This window comes from Thermanaerothrix sp. (assembly GCA_026417795.1).
Lineage (GTDB): Bacteria > Synergistota > Synergistia > Synergistales > Synergistaceae > Thermanaerovibrio.
Map to the genome: position 1 here is coordinate 1 of JAOACP010000008.1, position 16,826 is coordinate 16,826.

The window sequence follows — 16,826 nt, forward strand, 5'->3', positions numbered from 1 at the left end:
GCATGGCCCTAAGGCCTTCCCGACAGGGAACGCACTTGCCGCAGGACTCCATCTCAAGAAAGCTAACGAAGTACCTCGCCACGTCCACCATGCAGGTCCTGTGGTCCATGACTATCATCCCGCCGGAGCCCATCATGGACCCCTCCATGGTGAGCCGGTCGAAGTCCACCGGCAGGTCCAGCTTATCCTCCGGCAGGCCCCCCCCCGATGGCCCCCCGGTCTGAACCGCCTTGAAGCGCCCCCTGCCCCTCATGCCGCCTCCTATGTCGAAGATTATCTCCCGGAGGGTGGCCCCCATGGGGACCTCCACAAGGCCGGTCCTCTTGACCTTACCCACCAGGGAGAACACCTTCGTGCCGGGGCTGCCTGGGGTACCAAGGGCCCTGTATCCATCGGGGCCTTCGTTTATTATGATTGGCACGTTTGCCCAGGTCTCCACGTTGTTCAGCACCGTGGGACACTCCCACAATCCCCTCTCCGTGGAACGGATGTACTTGACCCTGGGCTCCCCGGGACGCCCCTCTATGGATGCCATGAGGGCGGAGGACTCGCCACAGACGAAAGCCCCGCCGCCGCGGCATATGTCAACGTCGAAGGAGAAACCGGTCCCCAATATCCCCCTGCCCAAAAGCCCCGCCTCCCTGGCGCTTTTTATGGCAAAGCCCAGGTTCTCCACCGCCAGGGGGTACTCGTCCCTCACGTATATGAACCCCTTGGAGGCCCCCACCGCATAGGCCCCTATGATCATGCCCTCCAGCACCGAGTGGGGATCCCCCTCCATGAGGCTACGGTCCATGAAGGCCCCCGGGTCCCCCTCGTCCCCGTTGGCGAGGACGAACTTGTGCTTCCCGGAAGCGGCCCTGCAGGAGGCCCACTTGCGCCCCGCGGGGAAACCTCCGCCGCCTCTTCCCCGCAAGCCCGCCCGGTCCACCACGTCTATGATCGCCGCGGGCTCCATGCCAAGGGCCTTCACCAGGGCGGAGTAACCGCCCGCGGCTATGTAGTCGTCAAGGCTCTTGGGATCCACCTTGCCGCAGCGGCCCAGGACCTTCCGGGTTTGCCCCGAGTAGAAGGGTATCTCGCACTCCGATTCAAAGGTCCGCCGCCCTTCCCGGTAGAGAAGGCGTTCCAAAACGACGCCTTCCCTCAGGGAGGCCATTAGCTCCCCTGCGTCCTCGGGCCGTACCCTTCGATAAAAAAGCTCCCGGTCCTGGATACGGCAGACCACAAGGGGCCCCTCCTCGCAGAAGCCGTGGCACCCGGAGCACTTGGCCTCGAAGTCCAAGGGGCCCTTGAAACCCGCCCTCTGGGCCTCCTCCAACAGGGCCCGGAAGACCCTTTCGCTGCCCCCCGCAAGACAACCGGTCCCGGCACACACCCTAATGGACACCGGGGGCTTGGGCCGACTCAGAAGATCCGCCCTGTAAGACTCAAGATCCCTGGGGGAAGAAAACCTCATCACAGCCCCTCCCTCTCCCTCTCAAGCATCTCCCGAACCTTGGAGGGGTTCATGGCCCCGTAACAGGACTCCTCCACCATCACCACCGGGGCTAAGGCGCAGGCCCCAAGGCAGTTGACCGCCTCCACGGAGAAGAGCCCATCAGCGGTGGTCTGCCCGCATCGGATGCCAAGCTCCCCCTCGATGGCCTCCAACACCTTAGGAGCCCCCCTCAAGTGGCAGGCGGTGCCCATGCAGACCTTTATGGTCTTAAGCCCCCTGGGGGTTAGGCTCAGGGCCTTGTAAAAGGTGGCCACCGAGTAGACCCGGCTCAAGGGGACCATGAGCCGCGAAGACGCCAGCTCCATGGCCTCCCTGGGAACGTGACGAAACTCCCGCTGCACATCCTGCAGAAACGCCAAGAGGAACCGCTGATGCCTTGGGTACCTGCAAAGGATCTCCTCCAACCGGGAGAAGGCCTCCTGCTTTAACATTGCACCACGCCTCCTTTGCTAAACTGCCAAGGGGTGCATCGAAGTCCAAGAAAAGCATAACAGTTGTGAATTTACTTGCAAAGAGGGCGGCGAAAATTAAACAAAAAAATCCGCCCCGGATTTGGGGCGGACCCATGGGCCGCGGCAAGGATCGAAGTTCTCTGGTTGAGGCTAGATCGCAAGGGTCCCGGCACAGGAGGGACGGTAGGCTCCAATGGAAGCGTTGGAGAGCCGGTCAAGGCAGTTCAAAACGTCGTCGATCACACTTAAGGAGCCCTTGGTCTTCGGGATGAAGCGGCCTATCCTATGCACGATGCCCCGGCGGAGCACCTGCAGGGCGGACCACTGAAAACTCATGTCGTAGGCCCAGGATATCTGGATCAGAAGAAGGTCCCCAAGGCTCTTGACCATGGAGTAGTCGGCGCTGCGGCGGGTCAGGAGCTCCTGCACCAGCTCCTCCGACGGGGGGGACGATACGTCCACAAGGCGGGGGATCACGGTCCTTATGGTCCCCCTCTCCAGGTGCCCAACGATGACCCGGTAGACGTCCAACCTGTCCGCGTCCCTCGCCAGCCGAGCCCAGAACTCCTCCTCCTCCTTGGACAGTCCATCGGGGAGTACCCGCTTGTTGTGCAGCTCCACGGACGACAGCGTAAGGCTCCAGAGCCTATCCCCCATGTGGTCCTTGAGCCAATTCAGTTCACTCCTCAAGACTTGGGCCCCAAGGTCCCCGTGGTCCTGGGATGCGGAGTCGTTAAAGGTGCGGTAAAGCCTGTACTGGGGAAAGCGCCCCAGGTCGTGCATAAGCCCCACGGAGAACGCAAGGCAAAGATCCTCCCCCTCAACGCCGCAGCTTAACGCTATGGCCAAGGCCTCCTCCCGAACCCGGTAGGAGTGCCTTCGCTTCAGCTCCATAAGGTAGGGGAGCTCTCCCTCCTCCCCGAAGGAGCCCACGTAAGCGTCGAAGGCATGGGATATCCTGCCCATCAAATCCCCACAGGGACCGTTAAAAAGTTCCATTTTAAAGCCTCCAACCCCAAAGGGTTTAAGTATGCGAACCCAATCGTGATTTTATATCCTTCGGCCAGCCTGGTGAAGCGGAGGGATAAAAAGATGGTAAAATTTACCCATTCCATAACGAAATGGGAGGCGATCAAATGCCCAAGGTACCACCTCACATATTCAGGGAGTACGACATAAGGGGTCTGGCGGAGGAGGAGCTCACATCGGATAACGTCCGGCTCATAGCTCAGGCATACGGGACCTTCCTCGTGGAGAGGGGGGTCAACAGGGCAACGGTTGGGGGCGACGTAAGGCTATCCACCAGGAGGATAATGGACGCCGCCATAGAGGGGCTCACCGACGCCGGGGTGGAGGTGGTAGACCTGGGCACCGTGGCCACCCCATGCTTCTACTGGAGCCTCCACCACTTCGGGGTTGACGGGGGAATAATGGTGACCGGAAGCCACAACCCCAAGGAGTTCAACGGCCTGAAGCTGGCGTTCGGCAAGGTCACCCTGTACGGCGAGGAGATCCAGAACATCCGGCGGATCATCGAGGATGGGCGCATAAAGATCTCCGATGTCAAGGGAAGCGTAAGGCGGGAGGACATCAAGGAGGCCTACATATCCATGCTGGTCTCCAAGATCACCCTTGGGCCCAGGGAGCTCAAGGTTGTGGTGGACTCCGGCAACGGCACAGGGGGGCTCTTCGCGCCGGAGATGCTCCGGCGCCTGGGCTGCGAGGTGGTAGAGCTCTTCAGCGAACCCGACGGGACCTTCCCCAACCACCATCCGGACCCCACCAAGCGGGAGAACCTGCCGAAGCTCATAGAGACCGTGCTTTCCACCGGGGCGGACGTGGGCATAGGCTTCGACGGGGACTCCGACAGGATAGGGGTGGTGGACGACAAGGGTGAGGTCATATGGGGGGACCGGCTCATGATCTTCTACTGGACCGAGATACTTCCCAAGCACCCCGGCGCGGACGTCATCGTGGAGGTCAAGAGCTCCATGGCGCTGCCCGAGGAGGCGGAGCGAATGGGAGGACGGCCGGTGTGGTGGAAGTCCGGACATTCCCTCATCAAGGCCAAGATGAAGGAGCTCAACGCCCTGTTTACCGGCGAGGTTTCAGGACATATGTTCTTCGCCGACGAGTTCTACGGCTTCGACGACGCCTTCTACGCCGCAGGACGCCTCCTTCGGATCCTCTCCAACACCGATGAGAAGCTGTCGGACATCATGTCCCGCATCCCCTACTACCCCAGCACCGCGGAGACCCGGATAGACTGCCCCGACGACGTCAAGTTCCAGGTGGTGGAGCGGGTTAAAGAGGAGGCCCTCAAGGACCACGAGGCCATAACCGTTGACGGGGTCCGCATAATATACCCCAACGGATGGGGACTGGTGCGGGCATCCAACACCCAGCCGGTCATAGTGGCCCGCTGCGAGGGCAAGACCCAGCAGGACCTGGAGGCCATATCCCAGGACATGAAGCGCCGGCTTCTCAACGCGGGGCTCCATGACTTCCACTGGGAATACTAAGAGACAGAAAATTCCAATCAAACAATAAAACAAAGGCAAGAAAATGGGCGAAAAATGGACCATTGTCCGATTTTCGCCCATTTATTCTGCTCTGGATGACCTTTGTCACCCTTGCACCCTGGCCACGATGTCTTGTATCATCTAGCTGAACAAGAAGAAGGGCGTTGAATAGAAGGGCCGGGGGGTCCGCGGGAAACGGGTCATCGCATCGCAGACTTTTGCTACCGAGGGCACGTACGGGGATCCCGAAGCAAAGGACGGATCCAAGAGGGCGTAAGCAACAGCGGAAGCCGCCACATCCTATCAGCGGGCAACACAGATCAAAGGGGATTGAACGGCGGTTAGCGTCCTCAAGGTGAACCCCTTGAGATCAGGTGGAGCGGCCCTGAAGCACAAGACGCTCGAAAGGGGGGAAGAGCCCAAATAGCCCATGGGAAACCGTTTATCACAACCGAATAGGAACGAGGTGGAGCCGGTAGCCATTCCGGACTGCGGTTCTCTTGAACCGCCGGGGAGATCCTAAGATTAGGATCTCCCCTTCACTTTTGTCCATCCCATGGATCTTCACCACTTCACCACCAGCAGCCTGCATTTTAACTTAGTTGATCCCCCTCCGATGATCCCCAAGGGACGGGAAATACCTTAAAATAGCCTGAAGGAACCAACCACAACACCGGGGGTGTCCCAATGGGCGTCATTAGGACCTTAACCGTTGCCATCGTAATGGCCCTGTCGCTGCTGCTACCCAACCTCAACCCCGCGGAGGGAGGCGCCCCCGCCAACGCCCCGGGAACCATAAACCCCTCAGACTTCGAGTCCTTCACCAGGGGACTCCTGGAGGGGCTGATGAGGGCCAACCACGTGCCCGGCGCCGTCTTCGTGGCGGTCCACAACGACAAGGTCATATCCTGCTTCGGGGTGGGCGCCGCAGACCTGGCGTTCCACAGCCCCATGACCGCCAACTCGGTGGTGAGAACCGCCTCCATATCAAAGGTGCTGACCTCCCTCACGGTGCTAACCCTCTGTGAACAGGGCAAGATGTCACTGGACGACGACGTGAACCGCTACCTCAAGGGCATCTCGGTGCCTGAAGCCCCCTGGGGTTCGCCGGTGACCATACGGAACCTTCTAACCCACACCGGGGGGTTTGAAGACCGGTGGATCGGCACCGAAGCGGAGGACCCGGTGGCGGAAGTGACCTTCTCAAAATCCCTTAACCACATAATGCCCCGACGGGTCTTCCCGCCGGGAGAGGTTTATTGCTACTCCAACTACGGCATGGCCCTCGCGGGGGCCGCCGCGGAAAAAGCCGCAAGGCGCAACTTCCAATCCCTGGTGAAGAAGACCATCCTAACCCCCCTTGGGATGACCCAAAGCGGCTTCACCATAGACCAGCCCATGGAAAGGGAATTGGCAACCGGCTACTACTCGGGGCCGGATCCCTGCCCGGCCCAGCAGACATACTTCAAAGAGGCCCCCGCCATCTCCTTCTGCTCCACCGCCCGGGACATGGGGAACTTGATAAGGGCCCTGTTAAAGGACGGGTACTTAAACGGCCGGCAGGTACTCCCCAAGGGGGCGGTGAAAAACCTCCTTAAACCCGCCTTCTTCAACCACCCTTCCATCCAGGGGGCCACGCTGGGGATGTACTGCAGCCGGGCGGGCGGCGTAGAAGGGGTTGAGCACGGAGGAGACGTGGACGGCTTCACCAGCCTCCTGTTCCTGGCCCCCCAAAGGTCCTTCGGCTTCTTCGTGGCCTTCAACGGCGACGTGTCGTCCATGAGGGACCACTTGAAGGAGGCTTTGGCGGAGCGCTATCTTTCCGGCAACTCCTCCGCAAAACCCGCCGCGCCGTCGGCCACACCCTTAACCAACCAGGACGCCCCGCAGGCCCCTAAGCCCACCCAAGGGCACATAAGCGGCAGCTACAGGCACATCCGGTACTCCAGAAGCACCGTGGAAAAGGCGTACCTGATGCTGGAACCTCCCCTGACCGTATCTGATTCCGAGGACGGAACCCTTACGGTTTCATACCCTAAGACCTGGGACCGCGGCACCCAGCAGTTCCGCCCCATTGGCAAAGACCTCTTCTTCTCGGAGGATCACAACACCTATCTGGCGGTTCGGAGGGATTCACAGGGGAAGGTCAAGTACCTCTTCATAGGTGACGCCTACGAGACCTACGAGCCGGTGCCCTTCAAGGAAACCCCCAAGGCCACAAGGGCGCTTCTCTGGGGCTTCGGACTGGCGCTGCTCATCTCCGCTGCGATGTTCTCCATTGGATCGTTCAAAGCCAAATCAACCCGGTGGTACGAGGAACCCATTATGTGGCACCGGAAGTGGGCTTGGATGCTGGGATTCTGGATCCTGGCCTGGGCGTTCCTCCTGGGGCTTAAGCTGTGCGACTCCCTCATGGGCTACAGCTTCCGCATTGGGATACCATGGCAGGCCAAAGCCCTCTTCGTAATGCCCTTCCTTTGCGGCCTCCTTCTAATACCACCCACGGCAGCCCTCATGAGGCGCCCCTCCGACTCGAAGCCCTTTGAGCTTCCCCTGTTCCTCCTCTGCTTCGGCCTGGGGGCGGTCTTCCTTGGTTTCCTCAACATGTGGAACCTGTTGGGGTTCAAGTTCTAGCCCTCCACCGGTAAGCGCGGGGTGCTAAAAACATAACAAATGGGGCGCTTGGTTTAAGCGCCCCAGAACCGTCTTGCCGGCCCCTTGCGAGTGATACCGCTACTGGCGGGAAGCGGCGTTCTTTATGGCCTCCTCGACCCCGCCAGCGGCCTATCTTGCCGCGAAGTTCGTGGATCCTCTCGAAAAGGGAGCGGACCTTGCCGGCGTCCACCTTGTCCTCCGTCAAGGCCAGCCGCATCTGGAGCTGCAGCCGCTGGGCCTCCCGCATCATGTCCTGAACGTCCTTGGGCACGTCTTTGGGATCCACGGGGCCCCCGCAAAAGCCGCCTCCCATCATCCTATGGTGCCCAGGTCCCATTCCTCCACCCATGTCCCAACCAAAACCATCGCCATACCCAACGGGCCTCGCCATGGCGGATCCCGCCACCACCAGCCCCAGAAGGGCGGCCATCAACAAAGCTCCAACCATCTTACGCTTCATCTGCCATTCCTCCCCTCTTCGATTAAGCAAACTGCCTTCGTTGGGTGTAATATACCAAGGCCTACAGGACACCACATGGATGGTTTCCCTTATAATGGGATAGGTAAAAACCCCTAAAAGGGGAAGAGAACGAGAAGAACCCTTCGGAGGAGATGCGCGTGTTCCTTAAAATGTGCAGGAGCAAGATTCACAGGGCCACGGTTACCGAGGCGAACCTTCACTACGTGGGCAGCGTAACCATCGGCGAGGACCTTCTGGAGCTGTCGGGCATCCTGCCCGGCGAGGCGGTGCAGGTGGTGGACATAGACAACGGCAACCGCCTGGAGACCTACGTCATATCGGGCCCCAAGGGCACCATATGCCTCAACGGCGCCGCCGCCAGGCTGGTCCAGCCGGGGGACAAGGTTATAATAATGGCCTTCGCATGGATGACCCCCGAGGAGGCGGAGGGGCATCAGCCAAGGGTGGTGTTGGTGGATCAGGACAACCGCCCCACATCGGTGATCCATCGGGAGGACCACGGGGCGGTCTGCTGAACCAAGGACAGGACCGGATAAATCAGTCCCAAGCCCCCTCTTGACCTAACGGGGGCTTGGTTCGTTTGGGGCAGGATTTTTCCTACCCAAAGCCCAAAATGTGGGGGGAGGACGATTCCGTGAGATTGGCGAGAACCCCTGAGGAGCTCAGGGAGGCGTTAAAGGGAAGGGACCAGGTGGGGTTCGTCCCCACCATGGGATACCTTCACAAGGGGCACCTATCCCTGGCGGAGCGGTGCCGCAGGGAGAACCGGACGGCGGTGGTCTCCATCTTCGTAAACCCAACCCAATTCGGCCCATCGGAGGACCTTTCCAGGTATCCCCGGGACCTTGAAAGGGACCTCAAGCTTCTGAAATCCACAGGGGTTGACCTGGTCTTCGCCCCGGAGCCCGCTCACATGTACCCATCGGATTTCTCCACCTGGGTGGAGGAGACGAGCCTCTCCAAGGGGCTGTGCGGCGCAAGGCGCCCGGGCCACTTCCGGGGGGTCTGCACGGTGGTCTTAAAACTCTTCAACCTGGTGAAACCCGATCGGGCATACTTCGGGGAGAAGGACTACCAGCAGCTTAAAGTGATCCAGCGCATGGTGCGGGACCTCAACATGGACGTGGAGGTGATAGGCTGCCCCATAGTCCGGGAGGAGGATGGCTTGGCCATGAGCAGCCGGAACGTTTACCTGTCAGGGGAGGAACGGGAGCTGGCCCTTTGCCTTTCCAGGGCCATCCGAAGGGCCCAGGAAGAGGCCCATAAGGGGAAGAGCTGCCGGGAGATAATCGCCGCCGCCATGTCCGCCATTCCGGAGGACCCAAGGGTTCGGGTGGAGTACGTCAACCTGGTGGACCCGGAGACCCTTGAGGACTTGGAAGAGCTATCTGGCACTGGACGCTTGCTGCTGGCGGTCCGCGTGGGCAGCACAAGGCTGATAGACAACGGCCCTGTATCCGTAGGAGGTTGAGGCCATGGAAAACCGAAAGGTCAGCATACCGGACCTTCACAATATGAAGGCGAAGGGACAGAAGATAGTCATGCACACCGCCTACAACCACTGGCAGGCCCAGATGGCGGAGGAGGCGGGGGCGGACACCATACTGGTGGGGGACTCCGCCGGGATGGTGGAGCACGGGTTCAGCTCCACGGTGCCGGTCACCATGGATATGATGCTGATGCACTGCTCCGCGGTTACAAGGGGGGCAAAAAGGCCCTTCATCGTTGGGGACATGCCGTTCCTGTCCTACGAGGTATCCCCGGAGGAGGCGGTTAGAAACGCCGGAAGGCTGATAAAGGAGGCGGGGGTTGACGCGGTTAAGCTGGAGGGGGGAACCTCCAGAAGGGACGCCATAGGTGCCATAGTAAGGGCGGGAATCCCGGTGGTGGGCCACGTGGGCCTCACCCCCCAAAGCGCCACCCAGCTTGGGGGCTTCAGGGTTCAGGGCAGGGACCGGGAAAGGGCAAGTAAGGTGCTGGAGGACGCCCTAAGCGTGCAGGAGGCGGGGGCATGCATGGTGGTGCTTGAGTGCGTGCCCACCCCTCTGGCGAAGCTCATAACCGAGCGGCTCTCGATCCCCACCATAGGCATAGGAGCGGGCCCCTTCTGCGACGGCCAGGTGCTGGTGTTCCACGACATCCTGGGTCTTTTCGACGCCTTCAAGCCCAAGTTCGTCAAGCGCTACCTTAACGGCAGGGAGCTAATGGTTGAGGCCCTGAGCCGTTACACCCAAGAGGTGCGCTCCCAAAGCTTCCCGGAAGACCTTCACGGGTTCTCCATGGACCCCTCCGATCTGGAGGGGCTTTAGGGGATGACCCCAAGGATACTCATCCTGGGGCTTGGAGCCCTGGGGGGCCGGATAGCCTGCCAACTGAGCCTCGCGGGGGTGCCGATCCTCGGAGTCTTAAGGGACCACGGGGGGACAGGGGGATCAAAAAAGGACATAACCTATCAGGACCGCCACGGCAACCTGCTGCGGGCATCGGTGCCCATCGCCGCCAGCCCCGCCGAGGCCAGGGACTTCAACCCAACCTATGCCCTGGTGGCGGTGAAGTCCTACCACACACCCCAAGTCTGCGATTACCTTCTCAAGGCCCTTCCCCAGGGGGCGGCGGCGGTAACGCTGCAGAACGGCCTTGGGAACCTGGAGAGGCTGGAACAGACCCTTGGCAGGGATAGGGCGGCGGCGGGGGTCTGCACCTACGGGGCGAGCCTGAGCGGGGATAGGGTGCTGTGGGGAGGAGACGGGGAGATCGCATTGGGGTCCCTGTGGGGCAGGGATCTTTCGGACCTGGCCCAGGCGCTCCGCTCCGCAGGGTTCAACGCGCGGCTCTCCAACGACCCCTTGGGGGACCTGTGGCAAAAGGCCGCGGTGAACTGCTGCATCAACCCACTCACCGCAATACTCCGGATCCCGAACGGCGGCCTCCTCAAGTCCCCTTGCCTTAAGATCGTTGATGCGGTGGTGCATGAGGTGGCCCTTGCCGCCAACCTCATGGGCGTTAAAATGGACCCCCAAAAGACGCTGGATGTGGTAAGACGGGTCATGGAGGCCACATGCAACAACAAATCCTCCATGCTCCAGGACATCGAAGCCGGAAGGCCCACCGAGATAGACGCCCTGTCGCTGGAGATAGCCCGCATATGCCGCGCGGCAAAGATGGACGCCCCGGTGTGCAGAACCCTGGGGCTTCTTGTAAAGGCCATGGAGGGGACCACGGAGTAACCAGCCCGTACCCTCGATGCGGGGCAAAAAGGATCCCGGGGGATCACCACGTCCCCCGGGATCTGTACTTTTTCCATAGACCCGCCGCATTGCCGCATCGGCACCCCATGTGAGACCAAGCCTAGGGCAGGGGGCCGTTCCACCATATGGGCTCCCCTATGGAGAATCCAAAGGTTACCCTACCGTCCTTGTTGTAGACGGTTATAAAACGGCCGTTGAAGAACTGTCCCGGTATGGACAGAGCAAGCCCCACCTCCCAGGAGTCATCCCTCCTGCTCCAATCCCTCATGACCATCCCCGCGGTGCCGAAGAACTCCGCGTTAACCCTGCCCCACCAGGTCTGCATGACCGTGCCGGACACGGCAAACCTAAACCACGCCGCCTGGTCTCCCCAAAGGGGTCTATCCCCCAGGCTGTAAAGCTCCTCCTGGTCCCCCAGGTAAGCCCTGTGGGGCGGGTCGTCGCCGTCCCCGGTCTCAATGCCTCCGCTCAGAACCACCCTCCACTTGTCCTTCCAAGGGACGTAGCGCTGGAAGACCGTCCTTGACAAAACCCTTTCGAGATCAGGGGCCCACAGGTTCGATTCAACGGCGTAACCGTTGGTGGGGAAGTTCCTGGAGTCCGTGTTGTCGTATGAGAAGTATAGATATGGGCCGAAAGAGCTGGAGCTGCCGTCCATCTCTATCCGCTCGGCCATGACCCCCGCCCCGATCCTGGTCCTGCCGTTGTCGAAGTACCTAAGCACCCTTAAGCCGTACCGCTCCCATCGGGAAGCCTCAAGCCCCTCGGGGGATATCTCCTCCTCCCGGCCGGTGAAGGCCAAGCCCCACTGGGAGTTGCCATCGTAAGGGGAGAAATAGCGCAAAACGCCTCCCCAGTGGTCTCCCACCCTGAGCTGCAGCTCCCCCACGTCCCCCGGGGACGCAAGGTCCCTTTTTACCGCCGAAAGGGAAACCCACCGCTGGGAGTGAAGGTTTGTGGCATAACCACCCACCGAGACCTCAACGGGGGGCCTTCGCTGGAAGGACATGACAACCGCCACCCCGCCATCTTCTTCCTTGGCGTATCCGTTCACCGCCAGGAACTCGTCCCTCCTCATGAGTTCCTCCGCCGCGTCGGACACGGCGTTCATGTCCACGGGACTCCCTATCCAGGACGAGAAGCGGCCCATAAGGTCCTGCGCCATGGAATCAGGCAAGCCCTCTATGATGACCCTCTTTACCAAAGGGGCCCTGTCCTCCCGGGTTTCCTTCTTCGCATGCCGCAGTCCTTCATCCCGCAACGGACGGGAATCCAACGCCGCCCTGGCGGCCCTAGCGCCGCTTTCCACGATGGCCCCGTATCCGCCGGGGTCCAAAAGGCCGAAACGGGACACGTCAGGACCTATTAGGATGTCCGCCTTTGCGGCCTCCGCGGCTATGGACGGGGCGGTTATTATGTTTATGGACTGGGCCACCACGTCGTAGAGGGTTCTTATGTCCTTCCGGTCCTTCCTGCCCCTTTCCGAGAGGTTCACCGCCACCACCGGGAAGCCCGGGAAGAGCTCCTTGGCTATGCCCACCGGGAGGTTCGCCACAAGCCCTCCGTCCACCAGGATCCTGCCGTCCACCATCCAGGGCTCGAAAAGGCCCGGTATTGCCATGGAGGCCCTCATGGCGTCCGCCAGGTTGCCAGAGCGAAGCACCACCGGCTCCCCGGTCTCAAGGTCCGTGGCCACCGCGGCAAAGGGGATCGGGAGCTTTGAGAAATCGCCTTCCCTGACCTTGGCGGATATGGTCCTGTTTAGGAACGACACCAGCCCCGAAGCAGACATCCCGCCCATTGGGCCTATCCGGTTGTGCTGCCGGTCGAAGTAGAAGTCCAAAAAGCCGGACCTGGCCTTGGGAAGGCGGTTCAGCGCCGCGTCGGGCAACGGTCCGGAGGTCCGGTCGTACAACAGGTCCAAGATGTTGTTGTTGCTTATCAGCGCCTCCAACTCCGCGGCGCTGTAGCCGCAGGCGTAAAGGCCGCCTATGATGGCCCCCATGCTGGTGCCCACTATCCCAACCACGGGCACCTGGCGCTCCTCCAACACCTTGAGCACCCCAACGTGGGCAAAACCCCTGGTCCCGCCGCCGGAGAGGACCAGCACCACCCCGCGCTCATGGTCTAAAGCCCAAGAGAACGACCCAAAGGACATCAGGATGACAAGGGACGACGTTAAAAGGGCGATAGCCCTCCTTAGCTTAAAGCGAACAACTCCCATGGGACACCCCCCGCCAGCGGTGTGGAACCAAAGACCCAAGGCATAAATCAACGTCCCAACAAGAACCCCCTTGGAAATACGTCCCTGTCCTCCTGGATCAGCATGTTAAAACCAGTTATGCTTGAGGTGCCCTTTACGAAGGGCAACACGCTCCGGAAGCTGCCTATCACGGGGCCCTCTTCCACGTATCCGGTGAACACGCTGCCGGTTATGCTCCGGTGGACGAACTCCTCCCGGGGTTTGAGCTTTCCCTTGGCGCTTAGGACCGCCATCTTGGCGGACGTACCGGTTCCGCAGGGGGATCTGTCTATGGCCCCTTGTCCAAACACCACGCAGTTGCGGAAGCGCCTCTCCCCCTCCTCCAGGGAGAACTCCACAAGTTCCACCCTGCAGATCCTCTCCTCCTCCGGGTGGAAGACCTGGATCTTTCGGTTGACCAGCTCCCGGATCTCCAACCCCAAGACCTGTATCCTCCTGGCCTCCCCGGGTTCTATGGAGAGCCCCAGCTGCCTTGCGGGCACGATGGCGAAGAAGTTGCCCCCGAACGCCACGTCCACCGTCACATGGGTACCGTCCGACAGGCGGATCTCAAGATCATCGGCCACGAGGAAGGACGGAACGTTCCCAAGCACCGCGTCTTTCACCTGACCGTCCTCCCGTACCTCAACCACCACCCTCACCAATCCCGCCGGGGTGTCCAAAACCACCTCCGTGCAGGGGGCCTGGGCCCTTAACATGCCAAGCTCCAACAAAGACCTGGCAAGCCCGATGGACCCATGGCCGCACATGGTAAGGCATCCCGATGGGTCCATGAAGATTACCCCGCAGTGGGCATCCTCCGAACAGGGAGGCGTCAACAGCGCTCCGAACATATCCCCGTGCCCCCGGGGTTCCCTCATCAGGAACTCCCTTAGGTCATCATGGCGGCTGCGGAACTCCTCCCAGCGATCCACCATGCTCTTCCCCTTAAGTATGGGGCCCCCGGAAAGGACTATCCGGGTGGGCTCCCCCCCGGTATGGGTATCCAGCACGGTAAGAAGGCGCCTGATCTTCAAAGGGCATCCCCCCAGGTGGATGGTTTGAGCTTCGAATTTTTTCTACAAATCCCCAAACATCATAAACCAACCGCGGGACGCACGCCACATCAATCCGTCTCAGGGGGCGTTATCTCGGGCCAAAGGGGCATTATTCCCGAGTCGTCCAGTCGATCAGGCTGCAAAGAGGGGTAGTAGGGGTCCACCGCCAAGGTCCGCTGGAAGGCGTTCCTGGCCCTCTCAAAATCCCCCATGGCCATGTACGCCCTGCCGAGCCAGAACCAGCCGTCGGACGAGCGGGGCATCACCGAAAGGTAGGCCCGGAGGTACCTCACCGCCTCCTTCAACCTTCCCTCCCCCACCAGCTGCTGGCCGCCCCGCCAGGCCTGGGTCATCAAGGGATCCCGCCTTTGAGCAGCCCTTACAACCCGCACACCGGCGGAAGGACGTTTCACTGCCCTGACCTTTATCTTGGCCTCCGCGGGCTGAGATAGGACGGCAAGGCCGGACAAGGCCAATCCAGCGGATAAGGCCAAGGGGCATAAGAGCTTAAGAAACCTTGGGCGACTAAACATCTAACCTACCTCCTGCCAAAAGGCTAAAAGACCCGGTCATCCCTCAGAACGATCCCTTCCTTGGGATGGTTAAGGGCACCATTACCACGTCCCCCACCTCTATGCGGGATTCCTTGGGCTCCTCCAGGACCTCCACCACAGCGTCCATTTGGCTCACGTACACCACCTTAACCTTGCCTATACGCTGGGGGTACAGCATCACCGGTTCCTCCCCATCCGCCGTCCTGGTAACCGTGGACCTCACCACCGGCAGCACATCCCCCTCCCGCAAGGTCTCCTGGGCTCCAAGGTTCACGTGGAACCGCCGGACGTCCCTGTCCCAGGCAAGGCCCGCGGCGGGGCGGGCGGCTGCCNCTATGCGGCCTAAGATGCGGTACCCACGCCTCAGGGATACCAGCTCCCCGGCACAACCCTTGAGGGCATCCTTCACCGCCGACCAGTAAACGGAGGCCTCAAAGTCCTTCCAAAAGAAGGGCTCCCGAAGGTCCCGGTACTCCGGCGTCCACCTCTTAAGGTCCGAGCGGGACACCCATGTGTATATGGGCTCCTTGGACACCGCCCCGTAAACCGTCATCCTGACGTACGCCACGGCGCTCATCTCAGAACCCAAAAGGTCCCTCTTGTCCAGCTTCAGGTCCTCCAGGTTGAGCTTCACCACCACGTCGTTGGGCCCGTATCCCCTCACGGGCCAGCCGGCCCCCACCTCCTTGTCCAGAAGGGTGGCCTCCACCATGGGGGCGGACTTCAGTATGTTCTGGAAGTACTGGGTCATCTTCTCCGGCAGGGCGTCGGAAGGGTCGTAACGGGACCTCCACACCCTTATGTCCGTGAGGTTGTGGACAGGAGAGGCTATCCTTATCTTTATGTACCTGTCCTGAGCATCCACCACGTCCAACGCAAAAACGGGAAGAGCTCCCAACATCGCTGCAACCCCAAGCACCGCCAAGAAGACCCAAAACCTCACGAAATATGTCTTAGTCTTAAACATATGGCCATCCCCCAAACCGCGTCTTTTAAGCACCCTTTGAATCAGCCACCGGGACAACCGGAACAAAAAACCATCTTTATTTTTGTCGACCAACCTCAAGTCCCCCATTAGCGCTTATCCCCGTAGGCCCTCATGTCCTCAACCCGCAAGGCAAGCCGTTTCTTAAGCCCCTCCGGAAGGTCCTGGAAGGTCTTAGACCCGTAGTTTTCAAGGTTCACCCTGAAGGCCTCCAGGTTGTTATCCGAAGGCCTGTAGTAGTGTTCCACCACGTCGCCGGAGGAGAGCAATGTGAGAACAAAACCGTCCTCAAAGTAAACCTTGTAGAAGCCGGAGGGATCCTTAAGCCCAAGCTTTTCGCAGTATTGGGGAGCCATGGAGCAGGGGAAGAACGCCTCCTGAACCGTTTCGGAGGGATAAAACTTCCACATGGCGGCCTCCCTCAACACCGGCACGGGAGCGGCAAAAGCACTTCCCGCGAGGAAGAGGATAAGCCCCATCGCCCAAACATATGCACCCCTCACAGGACATCACCTCCCCTTCCTATGATATACTTACGGCTCAAACCTTAAAAGCACCGCCCCGGACGTTGCATCCCAGGGGCGGCTTATCATATCCTTGAAGGAATACAATTAAAGCTCTTGAGGAGGAAGGTTCATGTCCGAAGACAGGTACAACAAGACTTACTCGGTCAGCTGGGACCAGATCCAGCGGGACTGCAGGACCCTTGCCAGGGAGCTGGTTAAGCTTAGGAGCTGGAACAGGATAATAGCGGTGGCCCGGGGAGGGCTGGTCCCCGCCGCCATAATGGCCCGGGAGCTGGAAGTCCGGCTGGTGGACACGGTTTGCATATCCAGCTATACCCTTAAATCCCAGGGGGACATGAAGATCCTCAAGAGACCGGACCTCGAAGGGGTGGACGAGAACTGCCTCATAATCGACGACCTGGTGGACACCGGGAAGACCGCCAAGGTGGTACGGGAGATGTTCCCCAAGGCCTATTTCGCCACGGTGTACGCCAAGCCCGAGGGCATCCCCATGGTGGACAAGTTCGTAACCCAGGTGAGCCAGGACACATGGATACTCTTCCCCTGGGAATCCGACGCGGCCTTCTGCGACCCCATCGTGGACCAGGAGAAGCAGGGCTGA

The 16,826-nt window shown here is 60.5% G+C and carries 16 protein-coding genes; 7 read left to right on the top strand and 9 right to left on the bottom strand.

The window, feature by feature from the left end; genetic code table 11:
• From N2315_02675 to N2315_02685, 3 genes are all read right to left on the bottom strand, one after another.
• The coding region (locus N2315_02675; protein ID MCX7828092.1) for an SLBB domain-containing protein at window positions 1-1,459 on the bottom strand (1,459 nt) is incomplete at its 3' end.
• On the bottom strand, window positions 1,459-1,932 hold the full coding sequence (locus N2315_02680; protein ID MCX7828093.1) for an NAD(P)H-dependent oxidoreductase subunit E: 474 nt from the start codon (window positions 1,930-1,932) through the stop codon (window positions 1,459-1,461). The genes N2315_02680 and N2315_02675, both read right to left, overlap by 1 nt.
• A gap of 171 nt (window positions 1,933-2,103) precedes the next feature.
• Entirely contained in the window at window positions 2,104-2,952 is an 849-nt protein-coding gene (locus N2315_02685) for an HD domain-containing protein (protein ID MCX7828094.1), read from the bottom strand.
• A 137-nt stretch (window positions 2,953-3,089) separates the two neighbouring features.
• On the opposite strand from N2315_02685, the gene N2315_02690 reads away from it, so the two are divergent.
• Together N2315_02690 and N2315_02695 are read left to right on the top strand one after the other, a co-directional pair.
• Window positions 3,090-4,475, top strand: coding sequence for a phosphomannomutase/phosphoglucomutase (locus tag N2315_02690; protein ID MCX7828095.1), 1,386 nt, complete (start codon window positions 3,090-3,092; stop codon window positions 4,473-4,475).
• 687 nt (window positions 4,476-5,162) lie between these two features.
• Window positions 5,163-7,109, top strand: a complete 1,947-nt coding sequence (locus N2315_02695; protein MCX7828096.1) for a serine hydrolase — start codon at window positions 5,163-5,165, stop codon at window positions 7,107-7,109.
• Here N2315_02695 and N2315_02700 read toward each other — a convergent pair.
• A complete protein-coding gene (locus N2315_02700; GenBank protein MCX7828097.1) occupies window positions 7,099-7,590 on the bottom strand; it encodes a hypothetical protein in 492 nt (163 codons plus the stop codon). The genes N2315_02695 and N2315_02700 overlap by 11 nt on opposite strands.
• A 158-nt stretch (window positions 7,591-7,748) precedes the next feature.
• On the opposite strand from N2315_02700, the gene N2315_02705 reads away from it, so the two are divergent.
• The 4 genes from N2315_02705 (at window position 7,749) to N2315_02720 (ending at window position 10,838) form a co-directional block, all read left to right on the top strand.
• On the top strand, window positions 7,749-8,126 hold the full coding sequence (locus N2315_02705) for an aspartate 1-decarboxylase (GenBank protein MCX7828098.1): 378 nt from the start codon (window positions 7,749-7,751) through the stop codon (window positions 8,124-8,126).
• A 119-nt stretch (window positions 8,127-8,245) separates the two neighbouring features.
• Window positions 8,246-9,082 (top strand): pantoate--beta-alanine ligase, encoded by an 837-nt coding sequence (gene panC, locus N2315_02710; protein ID MCX7828099.1) that lies wholly within the window; start codon window positions 8,246-8,248, stop codon window positions 9,080-9,082.
• Between the two features lie 4 nt (window positions 9,083-9,086).
• Window positions 9,087-9,920, top strand: a complete 834-nt coding sequence (panB, locus tag N2315_02715) for a 3-methyl-2-oxobutanoate hydroxymethyltransferase (protein ID MCX7828100.1) — start codon at window positions 9,087-9,089, stop codon at window positions 9,918-9,920.
• A 3-nt stretch (window positions 9,921-9,923) separates the two neighbouring features.
• A complete protein-coding gene (locus N2315_02720) occupies window positions 9,924-10,838 on the top strand; it encodes a ketopantoate reductase family protein (protein ID MCX7828101.1) in 915 nt (304 codons plus the stop codon).
• A 121-nt stretch (window positions 10,839-10,959) separates the two neighbouring features.
• Here the strand turns inward: N2315_02720 and N2315_02725 are convergent, their stop codons facing one another.
• The 5 genes from N2315_02725 to N2315_02745 form a co-directional block, all read right to left on the bottom strand.
• Entirely contained in the window at window positions 10,960-13,122 is a 2,163-nt protein-coding gene (locus tag N2315_02725; GenBank protein MCX7828102.1) for a patatin-like phospholipase family protein, read from the bottom strand.
• 8 nt (window positions 13,123-13,130) lie between these two features.
• A complete protein-coding gene (locus N2315_02730; GenBank protein ID MCX7828103.1) occupies window positions 13,131-14,138 on the bottom strand; it encodes a proline racemase family protein in 1,008 nt (335 codons plus the stop codon).
• 89 nt (window positions 14,139-14,227) lie between these two features.
• Window positions 14,228-14,692 (bottom strand): tetratricopeptide repeat protein, encoded by a 465-nt coding sequence (locus N2315_02735; protein MCX7828104.1) that lies wholly within the window; start codon window positions 14,690-14,692, stop codon window positions 14,228-14,230.
• A gap of 43 nt (window positions 14,693-14,735) precedes the next feature.
• Window positions 14,736-15,680 (bottom strand): hypothetical protein, encoded by a 945-nt coding sequence (locus tag N2315_02740; protein ID MCX7828105.1) that lies wholly within the window; start codon window positions 15,678-15,680, stop codon window positions 14,736-14,738.
• A gap of 107 nt (window positions 15,681-15,787) precedes the next feature.
• The gene (locus tag N2315_02745; GenBank protein ID MCX7828106.1) at window positions 15,788-16,201 is read right to left on the bottom strand and encodes a hypothetical protein; all 414 of its coding nucleotides are present in this window, start codon (window positions 16,199-16,201) and stop codon (window positions 15,788-15,790) included.
• A 133-nt stretch (window positions 16,202-16,334) separates the two neighbouring features.
• Here N2315_02745 and gpt point away from each other — a divergent pair, with 133 nt between their 5' ends.
• Complete coding sequence (gene gpt, locus N2315_02750) at window positions 16,335-16,826, top strand: xanthine phosphoribosyltransferase (protein ID MCX7828107.1); 492 nt, start codon at window positions 16,335-16,337, stop codon at window positions 16,824-16,826.